The sequence below is a fragment of the Arenicella sp. 4NH20-0111 genome (genome assembly GCF_040366405.1).
Lineage (GTDB): Bacteria > Pseudomonadota > Gammaproteobacteria > Arenicellales > Arenicellaceae > Arenicella.
The window spans coordinates 125484-143399 of sequence record NZ_BAABWF010000003.1 but is presented as its reverse complement, the minus strand read 5'-3'; the positions used below and the strand labels follow the sequence as shown (position 1 = coordinate 143399).

17 protein-coding genes are annotated in these 17916 nt (G+C 45.8%); 4 read left to right on the top strand and 13 right to left on the bottom strand.

All coding sequences use genetic code 11. From position 1 onward, the window contains the following. Positions 1–3: 3 nt before the first annotated feature. The 4 genes from gmhB (at position 4) to ABWW54_RS08055 (ending at position 3973) form a co-directional block, all read left to right on the top strand. On the top strand, positions 4–567 hold the full coding sequence (gene gmhB / locus ABWW54_RS08070; RefSeq protein WP_353411733.1) for a D-glycero-beta-D-manno-heptose 1,7-bisphosphate 7-phosphatase: 564 nt from the start codon (positions 4–6) through the stop codon (positions 565–567). Positions 568–595: 28 nt separating this feature from the next. Next, complete coding sequence (locus ABWW54_RS08065) at positions 596–1297, top strand: lysophospholipid acyltransferase family protein (protein ID WP_353411732.1); 702 nt, start codon at positions 596–598, stop codon at positions 1295–1297. Positions 1298–1444: 147 nt separating this feature from the next. After that, a complete protein-coding gene (locus ABWW54_RS08060) occupies positions 1445–2626 on the top strand; it encodes a mechanosensitive ion channel family protein (RefSeq protein WP_353411731.1) in 1182 nt (393 codons plus the stop codon). Between the two features lie 192 nt (positions 2627–2818). Further along, on the top strand, positions 2819–3973 hold the full coding sequence (locus ABWW54_RS08055) for a sterol desaturase family protein (RefSeq protein WP_353411730.1): 1155 nt from the start codon (positions 2819–2821) through the stop codon (positions 3971–3973). A gap of 74 nt (positions 3974–4047) precedes the next feature. Here ABWW54_RS08055 and ABWW54_RS08050 read toward each other — a convergent pair whose 3' ends face one another. From ABWW54_RS08050 to ABWW54_RS07990, 13 genes are all read right to left on the bottom strand, one after another. Beyond that, positions 4048–5418 (bottom strand): 3-oxoacyl-ACP reductase, encoded by a 1371-nt coding sequence (locus ABWW54_RS08050; protein ID WP_353411729.1) that lies wholly within the window; start codon positions 5416–5418, stop codon positions 4048–4050. A 10-nt stretch (positions 5419–5428) separates the two neighbouring features. Next, complete coding sequence (gene gshA / locus ABWW54_RS08045) at positions 5429–7012, bottom strand: glutamate--cysteine ligase (protein ID WP_353411728.1); 1584 nt, start codon at positions 7010–7012, stop codon at positions 5429–5431. Positions 7013–7240: 228 nt separating this feature from the next. Next, a complete protein-coding gene (locus tag ABWW54_RS08040; protein ID WP_353411727.1) occupies positions 7241–8083 on the bottom strand; it encodes an SDR family oxidoreductase in 843 nt (280 codons plus the stop codon). A gap of 51 nt (positions 8084–8134) precedes the next feature. Further along, entirely contained in the window at positions 8135–8434 is a 300-nt protein-coding gene (locus ABWW54_RS08035; RefSeq protein WP_353411726.1) for a hypothetical protein, read from the bottom strand. A 1-nt stretch (position 8435) separates the two neighbouring features. After that, complete coding sequence (gene hslU, locus ABWW54_RS08030; protein WP_353411725.1) at positions 8436–9776, bottom strand: ATP-dependent protease ATPase subunit HslU; 1341 nt, start codon at positions 9774–9776, stop codon at positions 8436–8438. Positions 9777–9790: 14 nt separating this feature from the next. Further along, entirely contained in the window at positions 9791–10336 is a 546-nt protein-coding gene (gene hslV, locus ABWW54_RS08025; protein ID WP_353411724.1) for an ATP-dependent protease subunit HslV, read from the bottom strand. 74 nt (positions 10337–10410) lie between these two features. After that, positions 10411–11112 (bottom strand): phytanoyl-CoA dioxygenase family protein, encoded by a 702-nt coding sequence (locus tag ABWW54_RS08020; RefSeq protein WP_353411723.1) that lies wholly within the window; start codon positions 11110–11112, stop codon positions 10411–10413. A gap of 61 nt (positions 11113–11173) precedes the next feature. Further along, a complete protein-coding gene (locus ABWW54_RS08015) occupies positions 11174–11602 on the bottom strand; it encodes a ClpXP protease specificity-enhancing factor (RefSeq protein ID WP_353411722.1) in 429 nt (142 codons plus the stop codon). Positions 11603–11639: 37 nt separating this feature from the next. Next, a complete protein-coding gene (locus ABWW54_RS08010) occupies positions 11640–12263 on the bottom strand; it encodes a glutathione S-transferase N-terminal domain-containing protein (RefSeq protein WP_353411721.1) in 624 nt (207 codons plus the stop codon). A gap of 184 nt (positions 12264–12447) precedes the next feature. After that, positions 12448–13236, bottom strand: coding sequence for a cytochrome c1 (locus ABWW54_RS08005; protein WP_353411720.1), 789 nt, complete (start codon positions 13234–13236; stop codon positions 12448–12450). A gap of 15 nt (positions 13237–13251) precedes the next feature. Beyond that, the gene (locus ABWW54_RS08000; RefSeq protein WP_502907781.1) at positions 13252–14646 is read right to left on the bottom strand and encodes a cytochrome b; all 1395 of its coding nucleotides are present in this window, start codon (positions 14644–14646) and stop codon (positions 13252–13254) included. Positions 14647–14649: 3 nt separating this feature from the next. Next, positions 14650–15291 carry a ubiquinol-cytochrome c reductase iron-sulfur subunit gene (gene petA, locus ABWW54_RS07995; RefSeq protein ID WP_353411719.1) on the bottom strand — a complete coding sequence of 214 codons (642 nt, stop codon included), beginning with the start codon at positions 15289–15291 and terminating at the stop codon, positions 14650–14652. 426 nt (positions 15292–15717) lie between these two features. After that, entirely contained in the window at positions 15718–17727 is a 2010-nt protein-coding gene (locus ABWW54_RS07990; protein ID WP_353411718.1) for a UvrD-helicase domain-containing protein, read from the bottom strand. Between the last annotated feature and the right edge of the window lie 189 nt (positions 17728–17916).

Sequence of the window (17916 nt, the reverse complement as noted above, 5' to 3'; positions counted from 1 at the left end):
CCAATGGGTAATCAACTTGTCATCCTAGATCGTGATGGAGTCATCAATCGTGATTCAGCGGATTTCATTAAATCTCCTGAAGAATTGATTCCCCTAAAGGGCAGTCTTGAAGCAATCGCTCGATTAAGCCAAGCGGGCTTTGAGGTAGTCATCATAACCAATCAGTCCGGGGTGGGCCGAGGGTTATTTAGTGCCGACAAATTAGGTCAGATTCATGGTCGCATGATTGATCTAGTGCGTCAGCAGGGTGGGCAAATTCAAACAATTCTATACTGCCCTCACCATCCTGAAGAGGGTTGTACGTGTCGCAAGCCTTTAAGTGGTATGTACTCAGAATTGGGAGACCGCCTGGGACTGAGCTTTAAAGGCGTCTATTCAGTGGGAGACTCAATTCGCGACCTACAAGCCGCAAAGAGTGCCGGTGCAACGCCCGTGCTCGTCAAAACCGGCAACGGTCGAAAATCAGTAAAAATAATAGAAAAAGAAGCTGAACTCGACCTTGGCGATACCGCTGTGTTTGATAACTTAGCAAGCTTTGTAGACGCTTTGCTAGCAAAAGAAATCTAAGCCCAGTAAAAACAATAGTCTATTTTTTATGATTTACATTCGTTCAATCCTGTTCTATTTAGGCGAGGCTCTCTCGACTATCCCATTCTTCATCGTATCTCTTTTTGCTTTGATGTTTAAACCGACAACTCGGTCTAGAATGATCGCTGGTTGGGCAAAATTTGTGACTTGGTGGTTAAGAGTTACCTGCGGCTTAAGCCATGAAACCGAAGGCATGGGAAACATTCCACAGACTCCTTGCGTGTTTGCATGTGCGCATTCCTCAACCTGGGAAACAATCACAACACAGACGTTTCTGCCTCCCCTGGCGTGGGTCTTGAAGAAAGAACTTCTCAGCATTCCGGTGTTTGGCCTGGGCTTGAGAGCCACCGGCCCAATCGCAATAGACCGTAGCGACAGCAAAAATGCACTAGACCAGGTTATTGATCAAGGAATCGAAAAGTTCGAGGAAAACCGCTACGTCTTGATTTTTCCGGAAGGCACGCGAGCTCCTTGGGGCTCACCAGGAAACTATAAAAAGGGAGCCGCTAAATTAGCCATTGCAGCAAACCGGCCGATCGTGCCCGTTGCCCACAATGCCGGTAAGTATTGGTCGAAAGATAGTTTTTGGATCAAATCTGGGAAAATCAGATGCATCATCGGCGAACCAATTTCAGTAGAGGGCAAAACAGACACAGAACTGACCCGTGAAATACGAGAATGGATTGTATCTCAAGGTTTGTATGATTAAGTAGCATCTAACCTCTCCGACCTTAGAGTTACAGCCAAATATTTTGTCACTAAAATGGGAATTACCGGCCACACTTCAAACTACAACTTATAGTTCCAGCGTGCTATAAAACCATTTGATACAAGCAACCTGACGCACCGTTAGAACATGAGCAAGAGCATTATTCCAGCTGCCAACAACACTGACACCGGCCCAAGCGAGCAAGAGACTGCGGTTTTCGAATCCACAGCTAATCTCAATGAACAGGTACCTACCTTTACCGACTTACTCCCTCAGGCACTACAACCTTATTGGGAAATTGTTCAGCAATACCCAATTGCCGAGGCGGCGAGTATATTCATCATATTTTGGTCTCTCGCGTATTTAATTCGACGCTATGCAATAAGCGGATTGCGCTCACTAACTACTCGTACCAAAAGCGACTTAGACGATTCAATCATCGAGGCTTTACGACCACCGGTTTTCTCTACGGTTATTTGGTTCGGTCTTATTGTCGCGTCCAAGTCCGCGGGATTTGATGAAGGTGTTTTCAAATACTTAGCACCTATTGCGTCCACGATGATCGTTCTTGGCATACTAAAGGCCGCATTAAGTATCAGCGCCAGCGTCATCAATGCACTTTCCAGGGACGACTCGAAATTTCAAGCGTTCGACGTTCGCACAGAACCGTTGATGGTGATATCCAGCAAAATATTAATTTTGATTCTGGCGGCTTACGTAACCCTTATAATTTGGGGCATAAATCCCGTAGGCCTACTGGCGTCCGCCGGAATTGTCGGGATCGCGGTGGGTTTTGCCGCTAAAGACACCCTAGCAAATCTTTTTTCAGGTGTTTTCATACTTGCAGATAGACCATACAAACTAGGAGACTACGTGAATCTAGATGGCGGCGAACGCGGCAAGGTGACACATATTGGAATTCGAAGTACGCGAATATTGACCAACGATGATATTGAAGTCACGATCCCAAATGGCGTTATCGGCAATGCAAAAGTGGTCAATGAAAGCGGGGGCTCTCACCCCAAGATGCGCATTAGATTGAACGTTCAATGCGCTTACGATGCCAACCTAGATCATGTGGAACAAGTATTAATGGACCTAGCCCAATCACAAGATGATTTATGTGACTTCCCTGCTCCAAGGGTAAGAGTGAGGGGGTTTGGCGAGAGCGGTATCAACATCCAGCTAATGGGCTGGATCGAAGAACCTAAAGACAGGGGAAGGGTTACTCACCTGATGTACAAAGAAATCCACCAAACTTTTCGTCAAGAGAATTTAGAGATTCCGTACCCTAAACGCGATATTAATATCGTAGCGCGAGCGAATTAATCTCAATGCCTACAACTGAGAATTTCATCGAACCATTAATGAAAATCATCATGCCTTCGCCATAAAGTGCATATATATTAAACCTAGAGAACGAAAATACTATATAAATCCTAATTAGCTCGAAATATATACACTCAACCACTAAATTTAGACCTCGTCGATTTGCCTAAGAACATTTAACGAGGAGTCAACATGTCTGTGACCACCACCGAGTCTAACACTGCAAAATTTCATTACGTCGAACGCGACGTAACGCCCATGCCTAATAAGGAATTAGGCAACGGTAAAGGCTTACTTCGCGGCTACACATCATTAACTCTCGGCCTGCTAAGCTTACTCGCTGTACTCGCTTATTCGTTTCCCACCTATTTAACAACGGCGGAGCTACGGGCAGCTTACGATGGAGAAATGTTTCGGACTGCTCTCAAATACGGCATGTACGGTTCTTTATTCTTTGCATTCGCTACTTTTGTCAGTGGTAAGCGCCGTAGAATGGGACTTGCTGGGATAATTTTCACAGGCGTTGCATTCTTACTTGGTGGGTACAATGTTCCTACTGGAGAAATTGAAACAAAGCCATTGTCGCTAGGCGTTGATTGGCTAATCTTGTCCTTTCTTCTTTCAACAATTGTTTTCACCTCACTTGAAAAGATTTTGCCCAAGTATCGCGATCAAGTAGTTCTACGTAAGGAGTGGAAACTCGATATGCTTTATTTTGGCGTCAACCACCTTCTTATTTCAGCCATTATCTTAGTTGGAAATTGGGCTGTGAGCGTCTGTGATTTCGCGATCAATGATGGCTTGCAGGCAAGCGTTCAGGCCTTGCCAATTTGGGTTCAATTTATCATCGTGTTACTTATCGCAGATTTTGTACTTTACTGGGAACACCGCGCTTTTCATGAGCTGCCCAAGTTATGGGGGTTTCACGCCGTTCATCATTCTGTCGAAACCATGGATTGGCTGGCCGGCTCTAGAAGCCATGTGGTATCTACATTCATTGAGAGAACGCTGGTCATTGTGCCGCTCTACTTGCTTGGTCCGGACAAATTAGCATTGGATATGTATGTCGCATTCGCAGCACTACAAGCGGTCTACATACACTGTAACACCAGTTTCAATCTTGGCCCACTTAAACACATATTGGTCACGGCTCAGTTTCACCACTGGCATCACAGCTCGGAAGAGCCAGCCATCGATACTAATTATGCTGCGCATACTCAAATATGGGACAGACTGTTTGGAACATTCCACCTCCCAGATGAACATTGGCCAGCGGTCTACGGGACGACTGAAAGACTGCCCCGAACCTTTGAAGCTCAACTTAAGTATCCGTTTCAGCAGCTCTAGGGTAAAAACACCATAAACAATCGATGGTGAGACCATGTTCGGCGAGCCTCTAATAGATACTCGCCGAGCGCTATTTACGCACCGAGTAAGCTTTGCCCACAAACTCTAACCACATTTCCAGACACACCTGAAGAACCACTACTGGCGAACCAGGCTACGGTTTCCGCCACATCAACAGGCAAACCACCTTGGCTCAAGGAGTTCAATCGCCGACCCGCCTCTCTGACAGAAAACGGAATAACCGACGTCATTTGAGTTTCAATAAAGCCCGGTGCAACCGCATTGATCGTGATTCCCTGCTCTCGGAGAATGGGGGCCTGACTTTCAACCATACCAATTACGCCCGCTTTAGAAAAAGCGTAGTTAGTTTGACCTCGATTACCAGCGATACCTGAGATTGAAGAAACGCAGACTATAGTTCCGCCAGACCTCAACCCCTTTGAGTCAATCAATGCTCTATTAATCCTTTCTTGGACCCCGAGATTGATATCAACAACCTGAGACCACCAATGTTTTTCCATTTTTGCAATCGTTTTGTCCTTCGTGATGCCGGCATTATGAATGATTGCATTCCAACCCGCATCGTTTGCAGCGGCCTCTTGAAGCACACTCGGGGCCGACTCAGAGGACAGATCCAACGCAATGAAGCTGCCTCCCAATTTTTTAGCAATGTCTGCCAACGCCTCCTTGCGCGTGGGAATGTCCAAACAAATCACGTGTGCTCCGTCTCTGGTAGCGACTTCAGCTATTGCAAGGCCGATCCCTTGTGACGCGCCAGTGACCAATATTTTTTTACCGCTTAACGGTTGATTCCAATCAACCTCATTGTGATCGCACACGGGCATCGAAACCCTGATCACCTGCCCGGAGACGTAAGCCGATTTCGGGGATAACAGAAATCGAATTGTCGATTCTAACTTCTGTTCTGCGCCACACTCTACGTATACCAATTGTACCGTAATCGCCTTTTTTAGTTCTTTAGCAAGAGACCTTGTAAGCCCCTCCAATGCTCTCTGCATGGTGCTATGGCTTGCCTGCGCACAACTTTCCGGCGGACGACCCAATACAATAACTCGCCCATTGGGTAGAACTGACTTTACAGCAGAACTAAAGAACTGATGCAGTGTGACAGAACTGTCCGAATCTCTCAAATTACTGGCATCAAAGATCAAACCTTTGACTTTATCGACACCGTTCCAATCACCTATTGAGGCATCGTCTGGGGTCGTTGAATGTTGCAGCGGATTCGCCCCAATACTAGCCAACATTGATACGACCACATCAAAAATCTCACCCTTTTGGCAGCGTCCTACTAAAACATCACCTTCGAAGTTTGGTTGGTTTGAACTAAAACGATCAAGCACCAACGGCCTCGGTAAACCAAGCATCGATGTAAGCTTGGCACCAAAGCGAGAATTCGCGAAGTTTAAATATGAATCACTCATCCGTCAGACTTTAACTCTCATTATAGCTGTTCAGGTATTCTTCAAATGACAGTGTATCCGCTTTTTCAATCTCTATTTGATCTGATATGGACTGAGCAGCTTCCTCAGTGAGTCGCGCCTCGACATCCGAATCTAGACCAATGCTAGAGAAGTGCTTTCGATGGATCTGCGCTTGAGTCATCCCAAAATCAATAAACTCAATACCAGACGCAATGGTACTCGCGACTTGTCCTGACGGTGTTAAAGCGGCGTCATCCACCTTAGCCTGCTGTGCGTAAACCGATGATGTGTAATCAAAGCTATCATGCGCTTTATCCAAGAGCTTAGCGGTGCCCATAATGGCATCAAGTAACTCGGTTGCTGCCACTTTAAAGGGAACATCTTCTGTGCCTCGCTTTAAGGTTAGCTCGGGATCACGTCCACGCAATATGACATTTCGTTGATTTCCGCGAATTTCCTGACAACGCGTATCACTGTTTTGAGGACACTGTGCAAACAAACAATGCAATAGAAACGCGTCCATAAAGCGCATTTGTTGCGCAGAGATTCCCTCGGGCAGAAACGGATTAATATCTAAAATACGCACTTCGATGTACTCAACGCCTCGTTCCTTCAGCGCTGCAATAGGCTTTTCACCTGAGAAGGTAACTCGCTTCGGACGAATGTCGCTGTAATATTCGTTCTCAATCTGCAATACATTGGTGTTCAATTGAATGTATTGATCTCCACGCTTTACACCTATTTCCTCGTAAGGTTTATACGACTGTTTCATTGCGTCACCTAGAGTAGTAACGTAATCATTCAATGAGTTATACGAAACGTGAAGTTCTTCCTGCGCACTATTTTGGTAGCCCAAATCACTCATACGCAGGGATGTCGCGTAGGGTAAGCCGTACGTACCGTCTAATAACTGATCTAGATTATGGCTGGTGTGGTTTTCCAGAAAACTTGCATCTAGTGCTGGTGACGCTCCAAATAGGTAATGCAAAATCCATGAATACCGACGAAAGTTTCGAATCAAAGAAAAATAATGAGTTGATTTAAACTCCTGAAGACTCCCCTGTTCCTGATCAGCCTGTTGTTGCACGAACTTGCTTTGATAGGCCTTCCAGAAAGAGTCCGGCAGTGAAAAATTATAGTGTATTCCGGCTATGGCCTGCATGACTCTTCCATACCGAACTCCCAATCCTTGACGATACGCATGCTTAAGCTGACCAACATTAGAGTCTCCATAGAGCGCAATTGGTATGCTTTTTTCACCATCCAGTCGGCATGGCATGCTCGTCGGCCAGATGAGTTGCTGACCAATATTCTTAAGGGTGTATTGATGCAGTCCTGTCAAACAATTGACGGTGTCGTCTATGTTAGTTTGCTTCGGCGTAATGAACTCCAGCAACGCTTCAGAATAATCGGTGGTAATGCTGGGGTGTGTCAGAGTAGACCCCAGGCTCTTAGGGTGTTCATCCTGAGCAATACCGCTACATGGGTTCAGGCGCAAGCCTTCCTTTTCCACGCCCCGACCAATCTCCACCAAATGTGGAATGAGTTCATCGGTAATCATTGAGAGTGTAGAGGTACATTCAGAGTGAAGCATAATTAAGACTCGCCGGCGCTCTTGAAGTTAGCAGAGCGACCAATAAAGACTGCGGGTTATCGCTTTTAACCACAGACTGTTAGAAATTAGTGCCTAAGATCGTATCAGAAATCATTCAGCGAATGGATTCAATGATGACCCTAGGGGGTGATTCGTTTCGAAAAACTAATGTCATAGGAGAATGAAGCGAGAAAAGGTGCAAAGACAATATTCACCCACAGGCCAAATTTACTTTCCTATGGCAGCAGCCCGTTTACGGTATTGTTTTAACATTAGCTTATTGAGAAGACTCGGGAAGAACCTCTTAATCCACAACGCATGCATTTCCATACCATTGCCGACCGGAATTTCAGCTTTTTGCTTACCAAGACCAGCAATAATTACGCGCGCGCACTCGTCTGCGCTCATCCCACCTGAAATATCACGATCCGTACCAGAAAATTTCGATCCATCACCAGCAACGGCATTCGAGGAGATGTTCGTTTGAATAAATCCCGGCACAATAGTGCTGACTTTAATGTTTTGATGAGCAACCTCCGCCCTTAATGCATCAAAGAACCCCATGACAGCATGCTTAGCTGCGCAATAGCCAGTTCGGAACGGCACTCCCATCTTCCCAGCCACCGAAGCCGTAACGGCAATATGGCCAAATCCCTGTTCTATCATTCTAGGCAGCACTTGTTTAGTCAGAGCTATTTGCCCAAACACATCCACATCAAATATGGATCGATACGTGCCCATGTCGGTTTCAAGCGCAGTGGAACGCTGCGATATGCCCGCATTATTTATCAAAAGGTCAATACGTCCGAAGGCCGCTATCACTGAGTCGACCGCCTTTGGCATCTCTTGATCTTCAGTAACATCCAAAGGCAACACCAACACGTCTGATGAAGTCGATTGCTTAGATAGTCTTGCCTTTAAACGTTGCAACACATCTTCTCTGCGCGCTGAAATTACCAAGTTCGCTCCGAGCATGGCAAATTCAATAGCAAGGGCTTCACCAATTCCGGATGACGCGCCCGTGATCCAAACAGTTCTCTCTTTCCATTGATCTCGATTTTTGCCACTCATGTCTCGATTCTCTGTTTTTAGTTCACAAAATGTTCTTTAACACGTTAATTTTCATTCGCCCGACAGGTTAACCGAATCCTTTGATGAGCCTTGCGTCTCGCTCGGGTCCTCATCAACATCAGGTGCTCTGCGAAGCTGCACGATGTAGGCTCCAAATAGACTGCCCAAAAAAACGATCGGAATACCAAAATACAAAGTCAACTCTCTCATGGAAGCCTCCGTAAAGCCAAGCCATGCGAATAATCCCAGCACCACAGAACAAATGACGCCACCAAGCCACCACCTCTCACTCAGAGAAAAACACGCCACTCCAACCACGAACGCTGCAAAAAATAGAATCGCAAAAATCATATCAGAGAATATAGCGAGCGTAGTCTTCGTCCTCAGCCAACTCATCAAGGTGATGGTTCACGTAGGCTTGATCTATAACGATCTCACTTCCAGACTTATCACTAGCTTCAAATGACACTGTTTCCAGCAAACGCTCAAGCATGGTATGCAATCTACGAGCGCCAATATTTTCTGTACTCTCATTTACTTGCCATGCCAATTCCGCAATGCGTTGAATACCATTTTCAGTAAACTTCAACGTGACCTCTTCTGTCTTTAAGAGCGCTTCGTATTGTTCGGTTAAGGACGCATCTGGCTCGGTCAATATACGCGTAAAGTCCTCAACGGTCAGAGCAGAAAGCTCAACTCGAATCGGCATTCTGCCCTGGAGCTCAGGTATTAAATCGGAGGGCTTTGAGAGTTGGAACGCACCCGAGCCAATGAACAATATATGGTCGGTCTTGATCATTCCATGTTTTGTAGAAACAGTACTGCCTTCAACCAGAGGCAAAAGATCACGCTGCACGCCTTCTCGCGATACGTCTGGACTTTTTCCGCCTTCGGCTCTGCCAACAATTTTGTCTATTTCGTCGATAAACACGATGCCATTGTTTTCCAAGCGCTGAATCGCATTGTGCTTAATTTCTTCCTCATTGACCAGTTTAGCGGCTTCTTCTTCCGTCAACACTTTAAGTGCTTCTTTGATCGGCATTTTTCGGCTCTGTTTCTTATCGGAGCCCATGTTTTTCATCATTCCTTGAAGCTGGCTAGTGAGTTCTTCCATACCCTGTGGGCCAAATATTTCCACTCCCATTGGGTTGGCTGTCAGATCGACTTCAATCTCTTTAGCATCCAAATCACCTTCACGCAACTTCTTACGAAACCGTTGCCTGGCTGCGCCATCTGAACTTTCTCCTGTCTCGGCTGTAAAACCTACATCTCTGGCAGGCGGTAACAGAATATCAAGAACTCTGTCTTCAGCTGCGTCTTCAGCTCGGCGCTTCACCTTCACCATTTCGGATTCTCGCTGCCCCTTAACAGCAACATCTGCAAGGTCTCGAATAATGGAGTCGACTTCACGACCGACGTACCCAACTTCCGTAAACTTGGTCGCTTCAACCTTAATAAACGGTGCATCAGCCAATTTGGCAAGTCGCCTAGCGATCTCCGTTTTACCAACCCCAGTGGGGCCTATCATTAATATGTTCTTAGGTGTAATTTCTGCTCGAAGCTGCTCATCTGAAACCTGTGTTCGCCGCCATCTATTACGCAAGGCGATTGCTACGGCTCGTTTAGCGCCAGATTGGCCGATAATGTGTTTGTCGAGCTCCTGAACGATCTCGCGGGGGGTCATTTCACTCATGATGTACCTGTGAGTTATTCTTTGATCTCAAGCTCTTCGAGCGTAAGATTATGGTTGGTATAGATGCATATATCCGCAGCGATGTTAAGCGAAGCTTCGACGATGTCTCTTGCACTCATATCGGTATTCTGCACCAAAGCTCTTGCAGCGGACTCAGCAAATGAACCACCAGAGCCAATAGCCATAACACCCCCTTGAGGTTCTATCACATCACCATTTCCAGTGATCACATAAGAAGCATCTTTGTCAGCAACACATAATAGCGCTTCAAGCTTTCTCAACATTCGATCTGTGCGCCACTCTTTAGCTAGTTCAACAGCGGCTTTCGTTAGTATCCCTTGATGCTTCGCCAATTTAGCATCAAAAAGCTCAAACAATGTGAATGCGTCTGCCGTACTACCCGCAAAGCCAGCGATCACTTGCCCTTTATAGAGCCTTCGTACTTTACGTGCATTACCTTTCATGACGGTATTGCCCATTGATACTTGCCCATCTCCGCCGATCACAACTTGATCGCCTCGGCGTACAGACAAAATGGTGGTTCCTCTAATTTCTGGCATGTTCGTCTCTTTATTAAAACTATTGATCTTATATTGTGGTAGCTAATATGTTTTCAAGAACTTTTTGAGCTAGATTAAGCTTTATTCTTGACCCAAGCTCCTTGTGGCCATTGACCGGGTATATTTAGGTCCCGAGGCGCAAAAACGAAATGCAAAACATTTCGGGTCCCGGATCGTATTTTTCTGGAGCCGTGCATTAACAATGGCCTCATCAGCATAACACCGCCGGCTTCAACCGGAACCAACACTCTTTCTGTAGATGACACAGATGCTTTATGCGAACCTGGAACCACTTCCAAAGCACCGTTAGTCGCGCAAGTATTCTCGATATGCAAGCGAGCGATCACCAGCTCCTTAATGATTTCCTTAGGAGGTTGCACGAAGAGTTCGCCTTCCTTTAGTGACCAACCACCCCACCCTTTTGATGCAAATTGGCTCTCCACAGGCACACTCAAATCCTGATGCAGAGCGACGTGCCAATTCACATCAACCGTCTTAAAAAAATAGTTACACTGCAAACAAATAAGACTCTGCGGTAGAAATTGCGCTATACGCAAATCCCCTGATATATATGCGGCCAGAGCCCTAACCCAGTCTTTTCGCAACAGGTTTCGTGTGCCAGCCTGAGTAAGCGCCTTACCAGAAGAATCCTTTATCCTAAGGGCATATTGGAGTTCGGCAACCCGCTCTTCAAGTTCAATTAAGGCCTCCTTTCCAACAACACCATCAAACACCACATAGCCTTGCTCGTCAAAATTTTGCGCTAACTCCGTCATTACTGGGCACGTGTTTTGATCACACTACCACCCGCTATAAGAATTAGCACAAGAAAGAAGCCTACTTAACCACCTTAAGGTGTGAGCTCTTCTTAGCGCCCTCACCACTTTTAATTGGCGTGGGCTCCACTTTCTTAACATCGGGCTTTGACCCTTTGTCTGGGTCAGGATCACTATCATCACCTGTGTCTTCGAAAAATATTCCTTGCGAGTTTTCACGCGCAAAGATTGCCATTATTGCGTCCATAGGCAAGTAAATATCATATTCGACCCCACTAAAGCGCGCCGAAAAGCTTAAGCACTCATTGTCCATCACGTGCAACCGCACTGCAGATGAGCCGATATTCAACACGATCTGCCCATCTACAATATGCGCTTCTGGCACTTCAACCCCTGAGTACTCAGCATTAACCAATACTTGTGGGGTAAGGCTGTTGTCTTCTGCCCATTCAAAAATGGCACGCAACAAATATGGCTTAGTTGAAGTCATTTACTTTCTTATCAATGGCGGTTAACAGACAGCCGAATTAAAATCCGCGTAAATCTCGCTCAGCATCGCTCAAACTGTCCTGGAAAGCCTGACGAGCAAACAATCGCTCAGCATACTCTTCAACAACCTGCGCCTGCTTAGGCAACATAATATTTAACACAGGAAGGCGCCATAACATTGGTGCGAAAATAACATCCACTAAGGAAAATTCTTCGCCCATCGCATAATCTTGCTCGGCAAATAAAGGTGAAATAGCAATGAATCCATCACGTATGACCTTTGCAGCCTCCTTATCTCTCTTATCAACTTGTAGAGCTTTAAAAGGCTCAATCCAGTCTCTTCGCAAACGCATAATCATCAATCTCTGCTTCGCTCGAGTCACTGGGTCGACGGGCATTAACGGAGGATGAGGTAATCTTTCGTCAAGATACTCATTGATAATAAAAGGGTCATAGAGAACCAAGTCACGATCAACCAAGGTGGGCGTTTCGTTATAAGGGTTGAATTCTGCAAGCTCCTGACAAGTATCAGCTGGGTCGGTATAGACCAGCTCACACTCAATATCTTTCTCTTGCAGCACGATTCTACATGCGTGGCTCAGAACACAATCTGTGCCAGAGTAAAGCGTCATTATTGAACGGCGAGTTACGAGTGTGTTCATAATAATAGGATCCTAATAAAGTGTTACATTTGAGGCCAGAGCCTCTTAAAAAACCGAGCCTATTGGTAATTGAATACCAAATTCAGCGCGTATTTTACTTAATACTGAGTCATATACAGCGCAATCAAAACGACAAAACGCGACATAGGCTTACCCATGCCGCGCTTGAAACAACCATAGGTTGTTAATGTACGTCGCGCCAATACTCTTTCTTGAGCAAGTAGCAAAGTCCCATCAGCAGCAAAACAAAGGCTATACTGAATACACCAATGGTTTTGCGTTTCAATTGAGCCGGTTCACCTAAATAAGTTAAAAATGCCGTCAAATCGCCCATGGCTTTGTCGAACTCAGCTGGAGACAACTTTCCTGGATGCACCAATTCAAATTTGGCATCACCCACAACAGTATAGGTTTCACCATCGCTTGCGCTTTGATCAGTGGCATGATCGCCACCATCGGCAACTTTACCAACCAATTTTTGTACGCCTTGCAGCTCGTACATGGCATGCGGCATAGCCACGTTTTCAAACAATGAATTATTCCAGCCACTCGGGCTACTATCGTCACGATAGAACGCACGTAAATAGGTGTAGATCCAATCAGGCTTTCGAACACGAGCCACCAATGTTAAGTCAGGCGGCGTAACACCAAACCATGCCTTGGCATCTTCTGCTGGCATGGTGGTTGTCATCAGATCACCTTCTTTTTCAGTGGCGAACATCAAGCTACTTTTAAGTTGCTGTAGAGGAATGTCCAAATCTTCTGCAACCCGATTATAACGTGCGTACTGAGCGCTATGACAAGATAAGCAATAGTTCACAAACAGCTTAGCGCCATTCTGCAACGCCGCCTTATCAGACATGTTTAGATACACTTTGTCCACCGCAGCCCCGTGCCCGCCTGCTGCCACTGCAGCAGAACTAACCAATGCACTTGCCAAAAAACCTACCAACAGAGTCGTTAATTTTTTCATGATATTAATCCTCAATTAGTGTTCTTTGACAGTAACACGAGTCGGTAACGGCTTGGTCTTACCAATAGAGGTAAACCAAGGCATCAAGATAAAGAACGCAAAATAGATGCAAGTACAAACTTGCGCCATCAGCGTCTTAATTGGAGTCGGCGCATTCATACCTAGATAGCCCAAGATGAAGAACGCGACCAAGAAAATTGCCAATGCAACCTTGAATGGCAAACTTCGGTAACGGATAGACTTAACCGGAGAACGATCTAACCAAGGAAGTAAAAAGAAGCAGACAATGGCCGCGGCCATCAAAATAACACCCCATGCCTTACCACTTGAATTCATGAAAACAACGGCGGCGATGAGACCCAAAATAATAAAGCCAGCACGAACAGGCAATTTGAATTTGGTAAAGATCGCTGCGGCAACAGCAATAATCACTGATGAATAAGCAAAGAATTGCAATAAGGTCTCAGTGCTCGCTCTCAAAATCGAATAGAACGGCGTGAAATACCAAAGAGGCACAATATCCGGTGGAGTCTGTAACGGGTTTGCTGGAGCAAAATTGTCTTTTTCCAACAAAATTCCGCCCATGTCTGGGAAAAAGAATATCACGCCCATGTAAATGATTAGAAACCCACAAACGCCCACTAAGTCTTTGACTGTGTAGTATGGGTGAAACGGAATACCGTCTTTCGGATGACCATCTTCGTCCAACTCGTCGTAAATATCGATACCATCTGGATTATTAGAACCGACGTGGTGTAATGCAACCAAGTGAAGGAAAACAAGTGCAACTAAAATCAGCGGCAATAAAATGACGTGGAAGGCAAAGAAACGGTTCAACGTTGCATCCGATATAACAAAGTCACCCCTAATCCACTCCGTTAAAGATGGGCCGACAAAAGGAATAACGTCAAACAACGAGATAATAACTTGAGCGCCCCAGTAAGACATATTGCCCCAAGGCAACAGATACCCCATAAACGCTTCAGCCATCAGTGCAACAAAGATCACACAACCGATGAGCCAAACCATTTCACGCGGCTCGCGATGTGAACCATAGATAACTCCGCGAAACATGTGCAAATAGACAATCACAAAAAACGCAGAAGCTCCCGTGGAGTGCATGTAGCGAATTAGCCAACCAAACGGCACATCTCGCATGATGTATTCAACCGAAGCAAATGCCAGAGCAGCGTCTGGCTTGTAATGCATGGTCAAAAATATTCCTGTCAGCAACTGAATGACCAACATCAAGATTGCTAAAGACCCAAAGTAGTACCAAAAGTTAAAGTTCTTTGGTGCCATGTATTCAGCCAGATGCTCGTTCCATACTTTGGTAACCGGCATACGCGCGTCCATCCACTCCATGAACGCATTGGCACTTTTATGATTATCGTGACGATGAATAGCCATCTTTTATACCCTCCCGTCGTCTTCACCAATGGTGATGACGTTACCTTCGAATTTAAACGGAGGTACATTCATATTAGACGTCGCAGGCACGTTTTTATAAACGCGGCCAGCCAGATCAAACTTTGACCCATGACAAGGACAGAAAAAACCACCTTGAGAATCGTCTCCCATTTGCGGGTCCGGCCCAATGGCCAGCTTTTCAACCGGCGAACAGCCTAGATGTGTACACACACCCTCCATCACCAACAACTCAGGCTTGGCGGGGTCAGAACGAGTTTCATTTTTTGCGTACGCTGGCTGGTCGCTAGCGTCGGATGCCGCGTCAGCTAAATTATCACTAATAAGATCTAGCCCTTTCATCATCTCAGGCGTACGCTTTAGCAGTACAACGGGCTTACCGCGCCACTCAACCTTCACCATTTGGCCTTGTTGAATCTTGGAATAGTCATATTGGACCGGTGCGCCAGCATTTTTTGCTCGCTCACTGGGGCTCATACTCATTACAAACGGGGTAACCGCAACGGCGCCGCCAATGGCACCAAAACCGGCAGTAACTCCGGTGATAAAGCGGCGGCGCTTGATGTCTTCAACACTTTTTTCTTCAGTGTTGTGGACACTCGCTTCACTAACGTGATTGTCAGCCATACGTGCTCCTAAAAGTTTAAGCCTCAGTTTCGGGCTTTTATTTAAGCTATTTTAATCTGGTTTAAGCATCGCTCGGGAATTCACAAGAGTCGGCACTCTCATTATTAAACCCACCAAACGTCTACCCTTCTTTTTGCATAAAGGATCAAGCTTGATCCTGTATGTACACATCTTTAATTCTTGCAACTGCTATTAAAAATTCGAGCAACTGAATCTTTCAAACTCATGAGCACACACAAGGCTCATAATTTTGGCTCGCGATTGTAGCAGATGTGTCAAGCTTTTTGAGAGCCTGTTACCTCGAAAAGCACAATTTTTACGCTCAAGCACCACTTAGCCTCAAAAAAGATGTGGCCGATGACCCTATCAACAGATCTAGCACGATACTCGCCTACCGCCAAGAAACAACCTCATACGCAAAATAACTCACCCTAAAAGCGCCCTCATCGCATCCAAATGCGCTTGACCGACTTCTTCCTTGTGCACTGGGTCATTCGATACTTTATCCTCCCAGATAATGTGCTGTGGATCCAGTTCATCCAAAAAACGACTGGGCTGGCAATCCATCTCATCGCCATAGCGCTTTCGTTTATTCGCGTAAGAAATGGTAAGTTCTTTTTGCGCCCTCGTAATACCCACATAGAAGAGACGACGCTCTTCTTCGACCATATCCTCCTCTATACTCGTACGGTGTGGTAAAATTTCCTCTTCCAAACCAACAATGGTCACGTGCGGGAATTCCAACCCCTTGGAAGCGTGCAAGGTCATTAACGAAACGACATTACCGTTATTTTCGTCATCATTTTTTTCTAGCATTCCCATTAGGGCAACGGTAGAGACCACATCCTCCATGCGACGCCCTTCATCTTTGTCGGCGATAGCCCTAACCCATTTCAGAAGATCCTCGACGTTCCTCCATCGCATCTCGGCTTGCTCTGGACTACCACTTTGCTTTGCAATCCAGTCTTGATACTCAATTTCGTCCAATAGATCATTCAAGAGTTGAACAGGGGGGTCGGTTTTCGCTCGTTCGGCAAACCCAGCCAGCCAATGCTCAAATTGACGCACAGCAACCTGCCTTTTGGGCGGCAGATGCGCATGCAAGCCTGCGCTATTAATCGATTCAAATAAGCTCTTGCCAGATTCTCTAGCCACCTCAGATAACGCTTCTAAAGAGCTTGCGCCAATGCCTCTGCGCGGCGTATTGATAGCTCTAACAAACGCGTTATCGTCTGATGGATTAACAATCAATCTTAGATAGGCCATCACATCTTTAATCTCTGAGCGATCAAAAAACGAAAGACCACCACTCAAAAAGTAGGGTATGCGCATTTCTCGGAGTTTTTGCTCGAGCATTCTCGCTTGATGATTGCCTCGATACAAAATTGCGTAATCACTGTATGGGCGGTCGTTTTGGAAGCGATGATGCATTAAGCCCGCGACTACCTTTTCAGCCTCACGCTCATCGTTATCAGCGGCAATAATCATGATAGGGTCTCCCAACCCCATCGCACTCCACAGCTTTTTATCAAAAGGACGAGGATTATTTTGTATAACGTAATTGGCCAACGCCAAGATTCGCCCCATTGAGCGATAATTTTGCTCCAGCTTCACCAGCTCCAATTTCGGAAAATCGGTTTGCAATTGCACCAAATTTTCCGGCTGCGCACCGCGCCAAGCGTAAATAGACTGATCATCATCACCCACTGCGGTTAAACCGTCGCCATGTGTGCCAGCGACCAAAGTCTTTACGAGTCTATATTGCGCTGCATTGGTGTCCTGATATTCATCGACTAGCATAAACTGAACACGCTGTTGCCACTTGTGTCGAATGGTGTCGAATTTACGCAACAACTCATTAGGCAAATACAACATATCGTCCAAATCAACCGCATTACATGCCTGCAAATAACGCTCATAATCAGCGTAAACCTTCGCAGCAGCGACCTGTGTAGGGTTGGTCATTGATAATTGGGCCGCTTTATCAGGTGATATGAGTTCGTTTTTCCAATTAGAAATTTGGTTTCGCACTCGATCCACCAACCCGTTGTCATCGAGGTCGGCTTTAAGCAACTCACGAACAACGTAAAGCGAATCAGCAGGATCAAAAATAGAAAACCCAGGCTTGCGCCCAGACGCCTCAACTTCGGACTTTAATATCATCATTCCGAGGCTGTGGAAGGTGGAGATAGTTAAACCTTTAGTTTGCTCACTTCCGAGCAACTCAGTGATGCGCTCTTTCATCTCGCGCGCAGCTTTGTTTGTAAAGGTGACCGCAAATATGTTTTTGGGGCTGACCTGCATTTTCGATAACAACCAAGCGATTTTATAGGTAATTACGCGTGTTTTTCCACTGCCCGCACCGGCCAACACTAATAATGGTCGATCGCATTGCTGAACTGCCGCGCGTTGCTGGTCATTCAATTGCTCAAACAAAACTGCCTCAAAATGGGGGTGCGAAAATACTAATCAGACAGGGATTTTACGGGCATCCAATACAGAAACAAAGCAAATAGTTCATCAAGACCAAAAAATTAACATTGATGCGTTTTAGACCGACATTCGCTAACCATCAAACCCTCAAACTGGATTTTTGACAGCAAATTGTCATACCCAACCTTCATC